Origin of the sequence: Kitasatospora sp. NPDC088134, assembly GCF_044741705.1 — a bacterium.
In the GTDB taxonomy this organism is placed as follows: Bacteria; Actinomycetota; Actinomycetes; order Streptomycetales; family Streptomycetaceae; genus Kitasatospora.
In genome coordinates this window covers 308,974-324,133 of sequence record NZ_JBIUTD010000001.1, presented here as the reverse complement: position 1 = coordinate 324,133, position 15,160 = coordinate 308,974, and the positions used below count along the sequence as shown (strand labels likewise).

At 76.4% G+C, this 15,160-nt stretch carries 11 protein-coding genes; 3 read left to right on the top strand and 8 right to left on the bottom strand.

Annotation, left to right across the window (positions count from 1 at the left end; all coding sequences use genetic code 11):
• Window positions 1-245 precede the first annotated feature (245 nt).
• Together ACIOHG_RS01315 and ACIOHG_RS01310 are read left to right on the top strand one after the other, a co-directional pair.
• Complete coding sequence (locus ACIOHG_RS01315) at window positions 246-377, top strand: hypothetical protein (RefSeq protein ID WP_400943957.1); 132 nt, start codon at window positions 246-248, stop codon at window positions 375-377.
• Window positions 378-605: 228 nt separating this feature from the next.
• The gene (locus ACIOHG_RS01310; protein WP_400943954.1) at window positions 606-1,814 is read left to right on the top strand and encodes an MFS transporter; all 1,209 of its coding nucleotides are present in this window, start codon (window positions 606-608) and stop codon (window positions 1,812-1,814) included.
• Window positions 1,815-1,993: 179 nt separating this feature from the next.
• Here the strand turns inward: ACIOHG_RS01310 and ACIOHG_RS01305 are convergent, their stop codons facing one another.
• Window positions 1,994-3,346, bottom strand: coding sequence for a helix-turn-helix domain-containing protein (locus ACIOHG_RS01305; RefSeq protein ID WP_400943951.1), 1,353 nt, complete (start codon window positions 3,344-3,346; stop codon window positions 1,994-1,996).
• Window positions 3,347-3,740: 394 nt separating this feature from the next.
• On the opposite strand from ACIOHG_RS01305, the gene ACIOHG_RS01300 reads away from it, so the two are divergent.
• Complete coding sequence (locus tag ACIOHG_RS01300; RefSeq protein WP_400943948.1) at window positions 3,741-4,481, top strand: helix-turn-helix domain-containing protein; 741 nt, start codon at window positions 3,741-3,743, stop codon at window positions 4,479-4,481.
• Between the two features lie 2 nt (window positions 4,482-4,483).
• Here the strand turns inward: ACIOHG_RS01300 and ACIOHG_RS01295 are convergent, their stop codons facing one another.
• From ACIOHG_RS01295 to ACIOHG_RS01265, 7 genes are read right to left on the bottom strand one after another with little or no spacing between them, the layout of a single operon-like run.
• A complete protein-coding gene (locus tag ACIOHG_RS01295) occupies window positions 4,484-5,341 on the bottom strand; it encodes an ACP S-malonyltransferase (protein ID WP_400943945.1) in 858 nt (285 codons plus the stop codon).
• Entirely contained in the window at window positions 5,338-6,102 is a 765-nt protein-coding gene (locus tag ACIOHG_RS01290) for a polyketide synthase (RefSeq protein ID WP_400943942.1), read from the bottom strand. Before ACIOHG_RS01290 ends, ACIOHG_RS01295 begins: the two co-directional genes overlap by 4 nt.
• Complete coding sequence (locus tag ACIOHG_RS01285) at window positions 6,099-6,854, bottom strand: enoyl-CoA hydratase/isomerase family protein (RefSeq protein WP_400943939.1); 756 nt, start codon at window positions 6,852-6,854, stop codon at window positions 6,099-6,101. The genes ACIOHG_RS01290 and ACIOHG_RS01285 overlap by 4 nt, the downstream gene beginning before the upstream one ends.
• Window positions 6,839-8,107, bottom strand: coding sequence for a hydroxymethylglutaryl-CoA synthase family protein (locus ACIOHG_RS01280; RefSeq protein WP_400943936.1), 1,269 nt, complete (start codon window positions 8,105-8,107; stop codon window positions 6,839-6,841). The genes ACIOHG_RS01285 and ACIOHG_RS01280 overlap by 16 nt, the downstream gene beginning before the upstream one ends.
• On the bottom strand, window positions 8,104-9,396 hold the full coding sequence (locus tag ACIOHG_RS01275; RefSeq protein WP_400943933.1) for a beta-ketoacyl synthase N-terminal-like domain-containing protein: 1,293 nt from the start codon (window positions 9,394-9,396) through the stop codon (window positions 8,104-8,106). The genes ACIOHG_RS01280 and ACIOHG_RS01275 overlap by 4 nt, the downstream gene beginning before the upstream one ends.
• Window positions 9,393-13,148, bottom strand: coding sequence for a beta-ketoacyl synthase N-terminal-like domain-containing protein (locus tag ACIOHG_RS01270; protein ID WP_400943930.1), 3,756 nt, complete (start codon window positions 13,146-13,148; stop codon window positions 9,393-9,395). The genes ACIOHG_RS01275 and ACIOHG_RS01270 overlap by 4 nt, the downstream gene beginning before the upstream one ends.
• Window positions 13,145-15,154 carry a thiamine pyrophosphate-dependent enzyme gene (locus ACIOHG_RS01265; RefSeq protein WP_400943927.1) on the bottom strand — a complete coding sequence of 670 codons (2,010 nt, stop codon included), beginning with the start codon at window positions 15,152-15,154 and terminating at the stop codon, window positions 13,145-13,147. The genes ACIOHG_RS01270 and ACIOHG_RS01265 overlap by 4 nt, the downstream gene beginning before the upstream one ends.
• Window positions 15,155-15,160: the final 6 nt, after the last annotated feature.

Here is a 15,160-nt window from a genome sequence, read left to right as displayed (position 1 = left end):
CAGGGCCCAGAGCTCGGCGTGCAGGCGGCGGCGCGGGTCGGGTGCGGTGATGGGTGGCTCCCCAAGTCCGTTCGGGTGCCCGCACTGCCCGCTGCGGGCGGGCCGGGACGGTGCTGCTGCCTGCAGCGTAGCGCCGAACCCGCCCGCACCGCCCGGGGTTCGGGACGGGGCGGGCGGTCGGGGGAGAGCGTTCTCCTACTGCCCCCGGCGACGGGCCGGGGCGGGGACGCGGAGGTGCGGGAGAGATGGCGGACGGACGGCGGCGGACGGTGCGGCGGTTGCTGCGGGCGGCCCTGTTCAGCGCGGTGCGGGCGGCCGCGGCGGCGGGCGGGACAGCGCTGGTCGGCGGCGTGGTGTGGTGGGTGCAGCAGCGGTGACGGTGACGGGCCGTCGGGAGGCGGTGGCGGCTGGGGGAGCGGACCCCGGCCGCCCGGGGCGGGCGGAATTCGGTTCCGTACGGACGGAAGGGCCGCTACCATGGCGCGCATGTTCCTCATGCGTGACTAGGACCTCGGGCAGCGACCGCACGCCGAACCGGCGGAGCGGTCCTTCGGCGTCCCTGTTCACCGGCGCGCTGCGCGCCGCCTTTTCCTGAGGAACCCCTCATGTCTTCGTCCTATGCGACGGTCCTGCGTACCCCGGGCGCGGCCCGGCTGTTCACCTCGGCCCTGATCGGCCGACTCTCCTACGGCACTGTCTCGCTGTCCCTGCTGCTCGCCGCGGCCGGGGCCACCGGCTCGTACGCCCGGGCCGGCTGGGTGATGGCGGTGTTCTCCGTCGTCAGCGTGGTGCTCTTCCCGACCCGGGCCGGGCTGGTCGACCGGTTCGGCCCGCGTCGCGCCCTGCTGCCGATGGCCGTCGGCTACGCGGCCGTGCTGGTCGCGCTGGCCGCCGCGACCTGGACCGGCGGCACCCCCTACCCCGTCCTGCTGCTGCTCGCCGCCGGGGCCGGCGTCTGCGCCCCGCCGCTCGGACCGGTGACCCGGACGGGGTGGAGCGCGCTGATCACCGATCCCGAACTGCGGCGCCGGGCCTACAGCTTGGACACTGTGGCGGAGGAACTGCTCTACGTCACCGGCCCGTTGCTGGCGGGCCTGCTCGCCGCGGTCGCCCGCCCGGCCGTCGGCCTGCTGCTCAGCGCCGCGCTCGTCCTCCCGGGGACGCTCGCCCTCGCCTTCGCCGTCCGCTGGGCGAAGGCTGCGCCGGTGGCGGCCACCGAGCAGGCGGCGCCGCGCAGTTGGGCGCTGATCCGGCAGTCCCGCCAGCCGCTGGCGGCCGCGGCCGGCACCGGGGCGAGCCTCGGCGCGTTCGGCCTGCTCGCCGCGGTGTTCGCGGCGCAGTACGGGCAGGCCGCCGACGTCGCCTGGGTGGAGGCGGCGCTCGCCGTCGGCAGCGCGGCCGGCGGGCTGGCCTTCGGCGCGATCGAGTGGCGGGCCGGCTCGGCGACCCGGCTCACCGTCCTCACCCTCGGCCTGGGCGCGGCCCTCGCCGCCACCGCCCTCGCCCCGAACGTCGCCCTCCTCGCCGTCCTCGCCCTGCCGGCCGGCCTCGCGGTGGCCCCCACCCTCACCACCGCCTACCTGCTCACCGACGAACTGGCCGCCCCCGAGCAGCGCACCCGGGCCGGCGCGATGGTCAACGCGGCCTTCAACGCGGGCGGCTCCGCCGCGACGGCCCTGGCGGGCCTGCTCACCGCCCGCGTCCCGCTCTCCGTCTGCCTCCTGCTGGCGGCGCTGCCGGTCCTCGCCGCCACCCTGGTCCGGGTCGGCGGCCGGGCCCGGCGGGTGACGGTGGCTCAGGAGCTGGCCGCCTAGCGGCGCCGCCACCGGGCCGGGACGGACAGCTGACGCGGGTGGTTCGGCCGGGGCGGCCCCGGCGGGTCTGCGCACCGATCGGGGGTCGCTGTTCGGGAGGTGCCGGGGCCCGGTCGGGAGCGGTGGGTCGAGGGGACGGGGGAGGTGCTCCGTCCCCTCGGCGCTTTCGGGGGAGGCGGTCAGCGGGGGCGGGGCTCGGTCGTCGTCGGGGTTGCCGGGGCGGTCTGCCGGGGGGCGGGTGGGAGGACGTGGCCGGTGGTGCGGAGGGCCTGGTCGTAGGCGTGCATGGCGGCTTCGGGGTTGCCGAGGCGCTGGTGGAGGGCGGCGGTGCGGCGCCAGCATTCGACGGTGCGGCGGTCGCCGTTCGCGGGCAGGCTGTGGAGCAGGTCGGTGGCCAGGGCGAGGTGGTGGCCGGCTGCCGCCGGGTCGGCGGCGGCGAGCAGGGCCTCGGCCTTGGCCAGGCGGGCCCGCGCCTCGTGCGGGTGGCCGGTGTCGGTGAGGCGGTCCAGCAGGGCGTCGGCGAGCCGGTCCGCAGCGGTGGTGTCCCCGTCGCGCAACAGGTGTTCGGCGAGGGCGAGTTCACAGGCCGTCAGCTGTTCGGTGGTGCCGTGCGCGAGGAGTTCGGCGCGGACGGCGTGCAGCTGCTCGACGGCCTCGGCGAGGCGGTCGGGCTCGGCGTCGGCGAGCAGGATCGCGGACAGGACCCGCAGGGTGAGGCCGTCGCGGCGACGGTCCACGGCCCGGTGCAGGGCGAGCGCGTGCTCGGCCAGGGTGTGCGCCTCGCGGTGGCGGCCGTCCTGGTGGGCGGCGAGGGCGGCGTCCCGGTAGGCGGCGGCCCGCCCGGTCTCGTCGGGGTGGGCCAGGAGGGCGCGGTGCACCTCGGCGAGCAGGGCCCGGCCGCCCGCGGAGTCGCCCTGCCGGGCCCGGGCGTCGGCGAGGTGGGTGGCGAGGCGGACGGCGGGGTCGGTCCAGAGCAGGCCGCGCTCGGTGTAGACGGCCAGGGCGCGTTCGGCGAGCGCGGCGGCGGAGGCGGGCGCGCCGTCGGCCAGGTGGCGGCGGACCAGTTCGGTCGCGGCCTCGGCCCAGGCCGGGCTGTCGGCCTCCAGCCGGGACAGCCGGGTCTCGTGGCCGTGCACCGCCTCGTCGGTGCGGGCGAGTTCCTCCAGGGCGCGTATGCGGGCGGCGCCCGCCTCGCCGTCCCAGCGGCAGGACCCGTCGGCGCCGGCGTCCTGGTCGAGCAGGGCGAGGCAGTCGGCGGGGCGGCCGTCGTGCAGGGCGAGGCGGGCCAGGGCGAGTCGGCTCTCGGCGGCGGCCCGGCAGTCGGGTGCGAGGCCGAGCGCGAGGTGGTCGACGGTGGTGCCGAGCCGGTCGGCGAGGTGGCGCAACGCGGCGACGGAGGCACGGCGGGCCCCCGACTCGATCATCGACAGGTAACTGGCGGACAGCACGTCGCCGCCGAGTTCGGCCTGGGACAGGCCAAGGGCCTTCCGCAGGGCGCGGACCCGGCTGCCGGTGAGTTCGTCGGGCGTCATGGGAGTCGATCCTAGGCCCTCGCCCGCGATCGGCCCGGAGCGGCAACGCCCCGGCCGGGGAGGAGGGGACGGAGCGGGCGGGGCGGGCCGAGAGCGGCCGGTGGATCCGGTACCGCCGGCCGAGCACGTCGTGGGCACGGCAGTTCGTCCGACGCTCTCGACAACGGCTGCGTCGACGCCACCAGGCTGCTGTCGGACGCCCCCGCGGTGCCGCATCACCCGGCGGCCCTGCCGCGCCGGGTGCGGGCGCCGGTTCAACGGCCCGGCACTTTCACGGCCGGGAGCGTGCGGGCCGGTGGGCCGGGGGCAGGTCCTGCGCTGTGATGGAAGGCCCAGGGCCCGCGGGCCCGCTGCCGCGACCGGGCGGACGGGGGCACGGTGCGGAGAGGGCGGAATGACGACGAGTCGCGGACAGGAGCAGGACGGGACCGGTGGGCCGCCGTTGGGGCGGGTGGCGGCGGTGCTGCAGTTCATGGCGGGTGTGGGAAGACCCACCGGGCCGCGCGAGGTGGCCCGGGTGCTGGGAATGTCCAAGAGCACCGCGCAGCGGGTACTCGCCGGCATGGGCCACTTCGGACTGGTGCGGCGGCTGGCGGAGGGGTACGTGCTGGACAGCCGGTGGCTCGCGGCGGGCGGCGGCCCCGAGGCGGCGGGCCTGCGGCTGCGACAGGTGAGCGTCCCCTACCTGGTGGAGCTGTACCAGGCGGTCCGGTGCCCGGCCCAACTGGCGCTCCTGCGGGGCTCGCGGGTGTGGTACGCCCACAGCATCCGGGGGGTGGGCTCGCCGGTGCCGCTCGGGGCCCGCAACCCGTCGGCGCCCGCGTTCGCCACCGCCGCGGGCCGGGTGCTGCTGGCCGGCTCCCCGCTGGCGTCCGGTCCCGGGCACGCCGCGGACCGGGTGCTCGAGCAGGTGCGGCGGCAGGGGTTCAGCCTGGTGCCGGAGGACCGGGAGCGGGACCTGTGGGAGTGCGCGGTCCCCGTGCACGAGCGGGGCGCGGTGGTCGCGGCGCTCTCGGCGGTCACCGAGGACGTCCGGCAGGCCGGCACCCTGGTGGCGGCGCTGCGGCGGACGTCCTGGGCCCTGGTTGCGGAGAGCGGGTCGCCACGGGTCGCCGACGGCGCGCAGGCGGGATGAGGTCAGTCGACCGTCGCGCCCCGGAGCCGGACCTCTTCGACCGTGCGGATCAGGCCGTGGCCACCGCCGATCTGGGTGAACTGCGGCCGGTCGGTGCGCAGGAGGAGTTCCAGGGACTGCCGCCACAGCACGGGGGTGTGGACGTGGGCGACCAGGTGCCGGGGAAGCGAGCGGACGGTGTGCGGGCGGGCGGTGGTGTTGGCGATGACCGGCACCCGGGGGGTGCGGAAACGCGCGCGGGCGACGGCGGGGGCGAACTGCTCGGCGGCCTCGCGCATGAGGGGCGAGTGGAAGGGGCCGGTGACGTTGAGGCGGCGCACCAGCCGTGCTCCGGCGCGTTCCAGGGCCGTTTCGGCGCGTTCCAGGGCGGGGGCGAGACCGGCCAGGACCAGTTGGCGCGGGTCGTTGTAGTTGCTGACGTACACGTCGGCGATGCCGTCGGCGGCGAGGGCGGCGGTGAGCTGCCGCCCGGTCAGCCCCACCACGGCGGTCATCGCGCCGGGGGTGCGGCTGGTGGCCTGCGCGCGGGCCCGCACCAGGTGCAGCGCGTCGGCGAAGCTCAGTGCTCCGGCCGCCTCCAGGGCGTTGTACTCGCCGAAGCTGTGGCCGATCAGTACGTCGGGCCGGGCGCCCCGGGCGAGCGCGGCGCGGTGGGCGAGGGCGTGGACGAGGAAGAGCGCAGGCTGGGCGTTGCCGGTGTGGTCGAGCCGTTCCTGGGGGCCGGTCAGGCACAGGTCGGCGACGGGGAAGCCGAGCACGTCGTGCGCCTCGCGCACCAGGTCCGGGAAGCGTTCGAAGAGGTCGGCGCCCATGCCGACGTGCTGCCCGCCCTGGCCGGGGAACATCATGACCTGGATCATTTGGTTTCTCCCTCGGGGTAGAGCCGCTGGATGCGGTGCCGTACGGCGGGGTCGGTGAAGCACTGCCGCATGAGGGCCAGTTCCTCGGGAATGGCCGCCTCGGTGGCCGCGTGAAGCGGCGCGGCCAGCCGTTTCTTCATCAGTTCCAGAGCGGCGCGCGGGGCGCGGGCCATCCGCCGGGCCTCGGCCAGGGCGGTGGGCAGCACCTCGCGGTGGGCGGTGACGCGCAGGCCGGCGCCGCGTTCGCGCAGCTCGGCGCCCCGGTAGCCGCGGGCGGTGAGCAGCATCTCGGGGCCGAGGACGTCGCCGAGGCGGGCGGGCAGCAGGACGGTGGCGCCCATGCAGGGGATGAAGCCGTACTGGAGGAAGTTCGCGTGGTACACCGAGCGCTCCGAGAACACGGCCAGGTCGCAGAACAGGCCGAGCAGCAGTCCGCCGCCGACGGCGTGTCCCTGCATGGCGGCCACCACCGGGACCGGACAGCGCAGCGGGGCCCGCACGCACGGTTCGGACTCCAGGGCGGAGCGTTCGCCGGTGGCCAGCCGCAGGAGGTAGTCGCGGTCGCCGCCGGCGCAGAAGACGTCCGGCAGGCCGGCCAGCACCACGACGCGTACGGCGGGGTCCAGAGCCGTCCGCTCCAGGAGGGCGGGGAACCGGTGCAGGACGGTGGGGGTGAGGCGGTTGCGCCGGGCGGGGTCGTGGAGGGTGACCAGGGCCACGCCGCCCTCCCGGTCCACGGTGAAGGGGTCGTCGTCGCTCACGGGGTGCTCCCGGGTGGGGTGAGGCCGGCCAGCCGGGTACGGGTCTCGGGGCTGGCGAGACGCTCGTCGAGGAGGGCGGCGGCCGCGGCGCCCAGGTCGGGAGGCCAGGGGAAGGCCCGTCGCCGGTAGCGTTTGAGGGCCCCGACCGTTCCCGGCGGCAGGCGGCGCAGGTCACGCAGGCAGCGCCGGAGTTCGGTGTCGGGGTCGGCGGCGAGCCGGTCGGCCAGGCCGAGGCGTTCGGCGGTCGGCGCGTCGATCTCCTCGGCGGTCAGAACGAGGGTGAGGGCGCGCTGCGGGCCGATCCGGCGGGCCAGGAAGGGCAGGGCCATGGCCGGCACGAGTCCCAGCAGGCCCTCGGTCAGCCGCCAGCGGGCCCCCGGCGCGGCGATCACCAGGTCGCAGGCGGCGGCCAGCGCGGTGCCGCCCCCGGTGGCCTCGCCGTCCACCACGGCGACGGTGGGCACCGCGCTGTCGGCGAGCTTTTCGAACAGGTCCCAGGGGGTGGCCCCCCGGTGCCACGGGGCGCGCCCGGGGGCGAGGGGGAGGCCGGTGCAGAAGGCGGGACCGGCCGCACGGATCACCAGCGCGTGGCAGCCGGGGCGCCGCTGCGCCTCCTCCACCGCCCGCAGCAGCGCGTCCACCAGGGCGGCGCTCAGCGGGTTGCGGGTGTCCGGGCTGTCGAGGAGGGCGGTGAGGTAGCCGGGGCCGTCGGTCAGGGAGACCGGGCCGGGCGGGGTCAGCCGGGGGTGCATGCGGCCGGTTCCTCCCATCGGTACTCACGGTGGTATCCGCGTACTCCGGCCAGGAGCAGGCGCGGCCTCGGGCCGGCGGTGGCGGCGAGGATCTTCTCGTACGGGCCGACGTCGATGTCCGCGTCGCGGGTGCCGGCGGCCGGGAGGCCCGCCGTGGCGGCCAGTTGCTCGTACTCCTCCCACTCCAGCCGGTGGCGCCGCCGGAGGTCGGCGTCCACCGTCTCGCGCAGGGTGTCGGCGGCCGGGGACGGCAGGGCCGTGCAGGCGTAGAACTCGGAGGCGCAGCCCGAACCGTAGGAGAAGACGCCGATGCGGCGCTGCCGGTCGTGCGGGGAGTGCGCGAGGGCGCTGGTGAGGGCGAGCAGGACGGTTCCCGCGTAGATGTTGCCGGTGCGCTGCGGGTAGCGGATGGACGGCTCGACCCGGCGCCGGAAGTCCGCGTCGATCTCGGCGGGGGACAGCCGGGCGAGGGAGCGCAGCAGGGAGCGGTGCGCGCCCTTGACCATGCCGCCGAAGGGGGTGTGCATGGCCAGCAGGTCGAAGTCGTCGACCAGGTCCGTACCGGGGACCTTCCGGCAGTAGTGGGCGAACGCCTTCTGCGCGCACTCCAGGTACGCGAGCAGGGAGCGGTCGGTGTCGACCACTTCCTCCGTGTAACGGGGGCGGCAGGAGTCCATCACCTCGAAGGAGTGCAGACCGTAGGCACCGCGTTCCAGCCGGACCAGTCCGGGGTCCTGGCCGATCAGGGCGGCGACGGAGCCGACGCCCTGGGAGGGCTCGTAGTAACTGCGCCGGACGGGGTGGGGGGCGTCGGCGTTGATGACCAGGGCCAGGGCGCCCGGGTCCGGGGACGCGGCGATGACGGCGGCGGCGGTCTGCAGCGCGGCGGTGGCCGAGTAGCACGCCTGCTTCATCTCGAACACCCGGCAGGTGGAGGGGAGTCCGAGGTGGCGGTGGACGTAGTTGGCGAGCGACTTGCTGAGGTCGAGGCCCGATTCGGTGCTCAGTACCAGCAGTTCGATCCGGGCCCGGGTGGCGGCGGGCAGCGCGCTCACCACGGGTTCGGCGGCGTTGACCGCGAAGGTCACCGGGTCCTCGCAGGGCAGCGACACGCTCTTGGTCGACATCATCAGGTTGGCGATGCGCCCGGTGTCGAGGCCCCGGCCGCGCAGGACCGTTGGCACGTCGACGAAGGTGCGGCCGGGGTAGACGCCGAGGGCGTGGATGCCGACGGCGGGGAAGGCGGTGGTCATGGTGACTCCGTCGTGGTCCGGGCGGGCCGGAGGTAGGAGGCGGGGCGGGTGACGGCGATCGAGGAGCTGATGCCGCTCACCCCCTGGCCGTTGGTGAGGGCCGCCTGCGCCGGCAGGGGCACGGCGGTGCGGGGGGCGAAGCGCAGCCCCGGGTGGCAGGGGCGGTACAGGTTCGGATTGGGATGGCAGCGCCGCTCGCGCAGTTGGAGCGCGGTGGCGACGAGCTCCATCAGCCCGGCCGAGCCGAAGCAGTGCCCGGTCAGGGCCTTGGTGGAGTTGACCAGGGGGCCGGCGCCGAACACCTCGTGGATCGCCTGCGCCTCGGTGCGGTCGCCGACGACCGTGCCGGCCGCGTGCGCGTTGACGTAGCCCACGGCGCCGGCGGGCAGCCGGGCGCGGTCCAGGGCCGCGCGCATCGCCGCGGCCTGCCCGGCCGCGTGCGGCTCCATGCCCCGTGCTCCGTCCAGGCCGAGCCCGAAGCCGGGGAGCCGGGCCAGGGCGGGGGCGGCCGGCGCCAGCCGGGTCAGCAGCACCGCGGCCGCGCCTTGGCCGTAGACCAGCCCGCTGCGGTCCGCGTCGAAGGGGCGGCACACGGTGGCCGGGTCGGCGCCGGGCGTGCTGCGGGCCAGCGCCCCGCTGTCGTGCAGCGCCCGCAGTTCCAGGGGGGAGAGCTCGCTGCACGGGCCGACCACCAGGCAGTGGTCCACCTCTCCGGCCTCCAGCAGCCGGACGGCCTGGATCGCGGCCAGCGAGCCGCTGGCGGCGGAGGCTCCCAGCACCCATCCTTCACCGCACGCGCCCGTCGCCTCGCTCACCGCGCCGACGGTGTCGATGTCCATGTGGGTCAGCGCGTGCGAGGGCGTGACGCGGCCCGTCTGCCGGAACTGCCAGGCCGTGCGCACCTGGTAGTCGAGCGCGAGGTTGCTGCCCGCGACGAGGACCGCGGTGCGGGCCGTCTGCCGCTCGTCCAGCCCCGCGTCGCGCAGGGCGAGCACGGCCACGCAGGCGGCGCTCTGCGCGGGAAGGGCGCAGCGGGCGGCAGCGTGCCGCAGACGGGCCGCCGCCCGGTCGTCGGCGAGGTGTCGGCCGATCCAGCCCTCCAGGTCGAAGTCCCGCAGCCAGCCGCCGACCGGTGCCCTGGCCTCGGACGGCATGCGCTCACCGGTGGGGGCGATGCCGCTGCGGCCCGCGAACAGCGCGGCGGCGTACGTCTCGACATCCTCGGCCAGGCAGTTGAGCACCGCCGCCGAGAGCAGGGCCACGGTGCCGCGGCCGGGGGGCTCGTTCACGGTGCCACCTGCCCCGTCCGGCTGCGGAGGGCCGCGCGCAGCCGCTCCAGCAGGGTGGCGATGTCCGGCATGTCGGCGAGGTCGACGTCGTCCAGGCCGAGCCCCAGCGCGTCGGTGCTGGCGGCGATGATGTCCATCCGGTCCAGGGAGTCCACACCGAGTTCGACCAGCGAGCGTTCGGGGGCGAAGGCGCTCGGGGCGATCCCGCTGCGCCGGAAGATCGGCAGCGCGCTGGCCCGGACGGCCGCCAGGACCTCGTCGTCGTCGGGGACCTCGTCCCGGGGGCTCTCGTCGTGGGAGGCCTCGGCGGCCGGGGGTGTGCCGGTGGCGGCCAGGTGGCGGGCGAGGCGCAGGCCGGTGGGGTGCGCGTAGAGCGTCTTGGCGCTCAGCGGGAGCGCGAGTTGTTCGGAGAGCCCGGCGGCGGCCTCGACGACCAGGATGGAGTCGATGCCCAGGTCCGCGAAGTCGCGGTCCATCTCGACTTCGGCGGGTTCGACCATCAGCACCCCGGCCAGGCAACGGCGAACGGTGTCGAGGAGCGTTTCGAGGGCTGCGGCCGGGGCACGGCCGGGGGACGGTTCGGACGGCAGCGGCCCGGTGCGGAGCGGCCGGTCGGCGGGGGTTTCCTGACCGGTGGGGAGTGTCCGCGCGATGGGCGGTGCGGGCGCCGTGAAGGCCGCGGGCACGGCGGGCGCGGCGGGCACGGCGGGTGCCGCAGACGGTGCCGGGGCGGGCGTGTCGGGTGTCGTCCGGTGCCGGGTGAAGGGCAGCGAGAAGCGCTGGCGCTGGAAGGGGTAGGGCGGCAGGGGGACGCGGGGCGGCAGGGGGACGCCGTCCCACAGAGCGGTCCAGTCGCACTGCCCCGTCGCCACCCAGTCCGGCTCGGTCGCGCAGTGCTCCGGGGCGTCGCCGGCGGCCAGGGCGCGCAGGGCGCCGACGAGCTCGGGTCGGGTGTCCGCGGTGAGCAGGGCACGGTGGGCCTGCGGGTGGCGGCCGGTCTGCAGGGTGGCCGCGAGGGACGCCGGACGGAGGTCGTCGGTGTCCGCCACGTGGTCGGCCAGGACTGCGGCGAGGGCGCGCAGCGCCGCCGGGGAGGCGGCCGACAGCGGGAAGAGGCGTGCGCCCCGGCAGTCCGCCGGCGGCGGCACGGCGGTGTTCGGCGGGGCCTGCTCCACGATCAGGTGGGCGTTGGAGCCGCCGAGGCCGAAGGAGCTGACGGCCGCCCGGCGCGGCGCGCCGTTCTGCGGCCAGGGGACGGGGACGGTAGCCAGGCGGACGGGGAGGCCGTCGAGGTCGAGGTTGCGGTTGGGGACGCGGAAGCCCGGCATCGCGGGGATCGCCCCGTGCTTCACCACCAGGGCCGCCTTCAGCAGCCCGGCCGCTCCGGCCGCTCCTTCCAGGTGGCCGATGTTCGCCTTGACGGAGCCCACCCACAGCTCTCCGCCCGGCCCCTGCGGGGGCCGTGCGGCGATGTCGTCGGCCAGGGCTGCGGTCAGCGCCTCGATCTCGATGGGGTCGCCCAGCGGGGTGGCGGTGCCGTGGGCCTCGACGTAGCCCACTTCGTCGCCGCTCAGGTCCGCGTCGCGCAGGGCCCGCCTGATCAACGCGGTCTGCGCGGCCGGGTTGGGGTGGGCGACTCCGGCGGAGCGGCCGCCGTGGTTGACGGCGGCTCCGCGGATCACGCACAGGACGGGGTCGCCGTCCCGCACCGCGTCCTTGAGCCGTTTGAGCAGGAACACCACGCCGCCTTCCCCGCGGACGAAGCCGTCGGCCGCGTCGTCGAACGGGGTGGCGGTGCTGTCGGGGGAGAGCATGCCCGCCTGGTAGTACGCCGCGGCGCTGAACCCGTTGCCGATGACCTGGGCGGCGCCGGTGAAGGCGAGGTCGCACAGGTTCGAGCGCAGGGCGGCCACGGCCTGGGTGACCGCGGTGAGCGCCGAGGAGCAGGCCGTGTCGACGGTCAGGCTCGGGCCGTTGAGGTCGTAGAACTGCGACAGCCGGTTGGCCAGGTAGGCGGGAAGCGTGCCGGTGGCGGTGTAGCCGTCGGCGAAGCCGTGGTGGGCCACGAGTTCCCGGTAGTCCGACCCGCCGGCGCCGATGAACACGCCGGTGGCGCTTCCGGCGAGGCTCTGCGGAACGATTCCCGCGTACTCCAGGGCCTGCCAGCTCAGTTCCAGCAGCATGCGCTGCTGGGGGTCCATCGCCGCGCTCATCCGCGGCGTCAGGCCGAAGAAGCCGGCGTCGAAGCAGTCGGGGCGCTCCACCAGCGCGGCGCGCACCCGTACGCCCCCGGTCACGGCGACCTGCTGGGGGTCGAAACCGGGCAGCCGCTCCGCCGGGACGGGGGTGAACCGGTCCTCGCCGCGCTCCAGCAGGGACCAGAAGGCGTCCGGGCCCTCCGCGCCGGGCAGTCGGCAGGCGGCACCGATCACGGCGACGGCGCGCTCGTCGGTGGTGGGCCGGGAGGCGGCGGGGACGGGCCGGGCGGGGGCGGACGGCGCGGGGCTCGGGTCGCCGGCTGCCGCGCGCTGGGCCGCCACCGTCGCCGCCAGCGCCCGGGCGGTGGGGTGGTGCCACATCGCGGTGGCCGCCAGCGTGACGCCGGGCAGCCGGTCGAGCCGTGCCGCGAGTTCGGTGGCGTGCCGGGAGGTCATGCCCTGCTCGCCCAGCAGGACGTCCGGTGCCACGGGCCGTCCCAGGATGTCGCCGGCCAGTTCCAGCACCGTCTCCAGCGCGGACGCCTCGTCGGTGACCGCACCCGGGCGCGGGCCGGTGCGATCACCGGGCGGCGGCTCCTCCCCCGCCGCCTCACGGACCAGTTCCTGGAGCGTCTCCAGGAAGCGGGTCGCCTGGAGGCCGTTGAGGACGCAGTGGTCGAAGGAGAGCACGGCCTGGCGCTCGCTGCCCGGTTCCGGTCCGGCGGCTCCCAGGAAGAGCGTCGCCGAGGCGGGCGGCACCACCGTCGGCACGGCGAAGCGCACGGCCTCGCTGTCCAGGGCGGAGAGGATCAGGGTGGTGGTGCCGTCGACGTCGCTGCCGCCCTCCTGGGCGCGGCGCACCGCGTGGGCCAGTCGACGGGCGAAGTCGGCGAAGGGCAGGGTGTCGGCGTCCGGTACGGCCGCGACGTGCAGTTCGCCCTGCTCGTCGGAGACCGCCACGCCCAGGTGGACGGCCGTGTACACCCGGGTCCGCTCCTCCCCGACGCGCCGGGTGCGCAGGGCCGGGTGGTGGGCGGCGGCACGGGCGACGAGGTGGGCGACGGCGGTGAACTCGGTCACCAGCACGTCCCGGGGACCCTGGGCGCGCAGGGCTGCGGCGGCCCGGGCGAGGGTCTCCTGCGGCAGTCCGACCGACACCAGTGCCGGTACGCAGTCGGCGCGGGCGCGGGCGAGCGCAGCGTTGAGCTCGCGGCGCCGCGGCGTGGTGTCCCGGTCGGTGAAGGCGGCGGCACGGGCGGGTTCCCCGGCCCGGCCCGGCCGCGCGGCGGGGGGTGCCGCGGGGGCCGGGGGCACCGTCGCGTCCTCCCGCAGCAGTGCCACGGGGGCACCGACCTCGACCACGTCGCCCTCGTCGGCCAGCCAGCCGGCGAGGACCCCGCCGTGCGGCGACTCGATCGTCATGGTCGCCTTGTCCGTCTCGACCTCGTAGAGCACTTCGTCGCGCGCCACCCGCTCGCCCGGCTTCCGGAGCAGGCGCAGCAGGCGGACCTCGGTGATTCCCTCACCGAGCTGGGGGACGTGGATCTGCTTCACTCCGACTCCCGGATTCGTGACGCCTGCAGCGCCCGGACGGCTTGGACGATGTGGCCGGAGTGCGGCAGGACCGCCGTCTCCAGACCGGTGTCGTAGGGGACGTGGACGTTGGCGCGGGACAGCAGGACGGGCGGCGCGTCGAGGGTGCGGAAGACCTCGCCGTCCGTCAGCAGTTCGGCGAGCAGCCAGGCGCCGTAGCTGCTGGGGGCCACGCACTCCTGGACGACGACGAGCCCGCGGGTGCGCCGCACCGAGGCGCGCACGGCCTCCAGCGGGCACGGGTTGAGCCAGCACAGGTCCACGACCTCCACCGCCACCCCGTCGCCGGCCAGTTCCTGCGCCGCTGCGACGGCGAGTTCGGTGCTGTTGCCCCAGCCGACCACCGTGGCGGCGGCGTCGGCGGGTGGCCGCGTGGCGGCGGTGGGGCGCCGGCGCAGCTGTCGTTTGGGCAGCATGACCAGGACGGGGTCGCCGAGTCGGCGGGCGCGGCGGAAGACCGGGCCGATGTCATCGGCGCGGGCGGGCACCGCGACGCGCAGGCCGGGGACGTGGGTGAAGAGGCTCTCGTTGCTCTGGCTGTGCCAGATGCCGCCGCCGGGCAGGTAGGCGCCCGAGGGCGCGTAGACCACCAGCGGGCAGTCCCAGCCTCCGGCCGTGCGCCACCGCAGGGTGGCCAGTTGGGCGGTGAGCTGGGTCCAGGCGGGCGACGCGAAGTCGACGAACTGCAGTTCCAGGACCGGCCGCATCCCGGCGGCGGCCAGTCCCACGCCGACGCCGACGATCGTCGCCTCGGCCACCGGGGAGTTGATCACCCGGCCGACGGCGCCGAGGCCGCGGGTGAGGCGGAAGACGCCGCCCTTGGGGTCCTCGACGTCCTCGCCGAAGACCAGGCTGCGGGGGTCGGCGAGGGCCTCGGCGAGGGCGGCGTTGACCGCCTCGGCCATGGTGCGGCCGGTTTCGGCTTCCGGGTCGGGCTCCGGGTCGGGCTCCGGGTCGGCGTGGTCGGGCTCCGGGTCGGGCTCCGGGTCGGCGTACAGGTGGTTCAGCACCGTGGCGGGGGACGGCCGGTCCTCCCGCGCGACCTCGGCGAAGACCGCCTCCACCTCGCCGCGGGCCAGGGCCGTCAGCCGCTCCGTGTCGTCCTGCGTGAGTTCGCCCTCCGCGACCAGCCGGCCGCTCAGGACGGCGATGGGGTCGCGCATCCGGGCCAGTTCGTCCTCGGAGCGGTAGCCGCGCTGGTCGTCGGCGGAGGTGTGCGACTCCAGCCGGTCCAGTTCGCACCACAGGACTCCGGGTCCGCCGCCCCGGCGGGCCGTCCCGATCAGCGCGGCGGCAGCCCGGTCCAGGGCGTCGGGGTCGGAGCCGTCCGCCCGGACGACCCGCTCGCCCGGGAGCAGGCCCAGGCGGAGGGGGGAGCCCGCGGCGGTGGGCATGCTGATGCCGTAGCCGTTGTCCTCGACCACGAAGACCAGCGGCAGGGTGTGTTCGAGGGCGAAGGCGAGAGCTTCGTAGAACTCCCCCTGCCGGACGGAGGCGTCCCCCAGCAGGCAGAGCACCACGCCGCCGGTGGCGCGCAGCCGGGCGGCCCAGGCGAAGCCCGCGGCGGGCAGGCAGTTGGAGGCCACCGGGGAGGCCACCGAGAAGACGCCGTGGCGGCGGTCGCTGAAGTGGCTGGTCATGTTCCGGCCGCCCGAGCCGGTGCCGGGAGTCGGGCTGGGGCGGGCCAGCAGGTCGCGGGCCATGTCGGCCGGGGCCACTCCGCGGGCCAGCAGCAGGGCGCGGTCGCGGTAGTGCGGGGCGATCACGTCGTGCGGTCCCAGGTGACCGGCCAGGGCGGCGAGCGCCTCGTGGCCGGCGGAGGAGATGTGGAACCAGGTCAGTCCCTGCCGGTAGGCGATCCCGGCACGGCGGTCGAACTCGCGGGACAGCAGCATGTGGCGCAGGACGTCCGGGCGCGAGAGCGGGCCGGGGACGCTGTAGGGGGGTGCCGGGTCTGTGGTCTGCACCGCTTC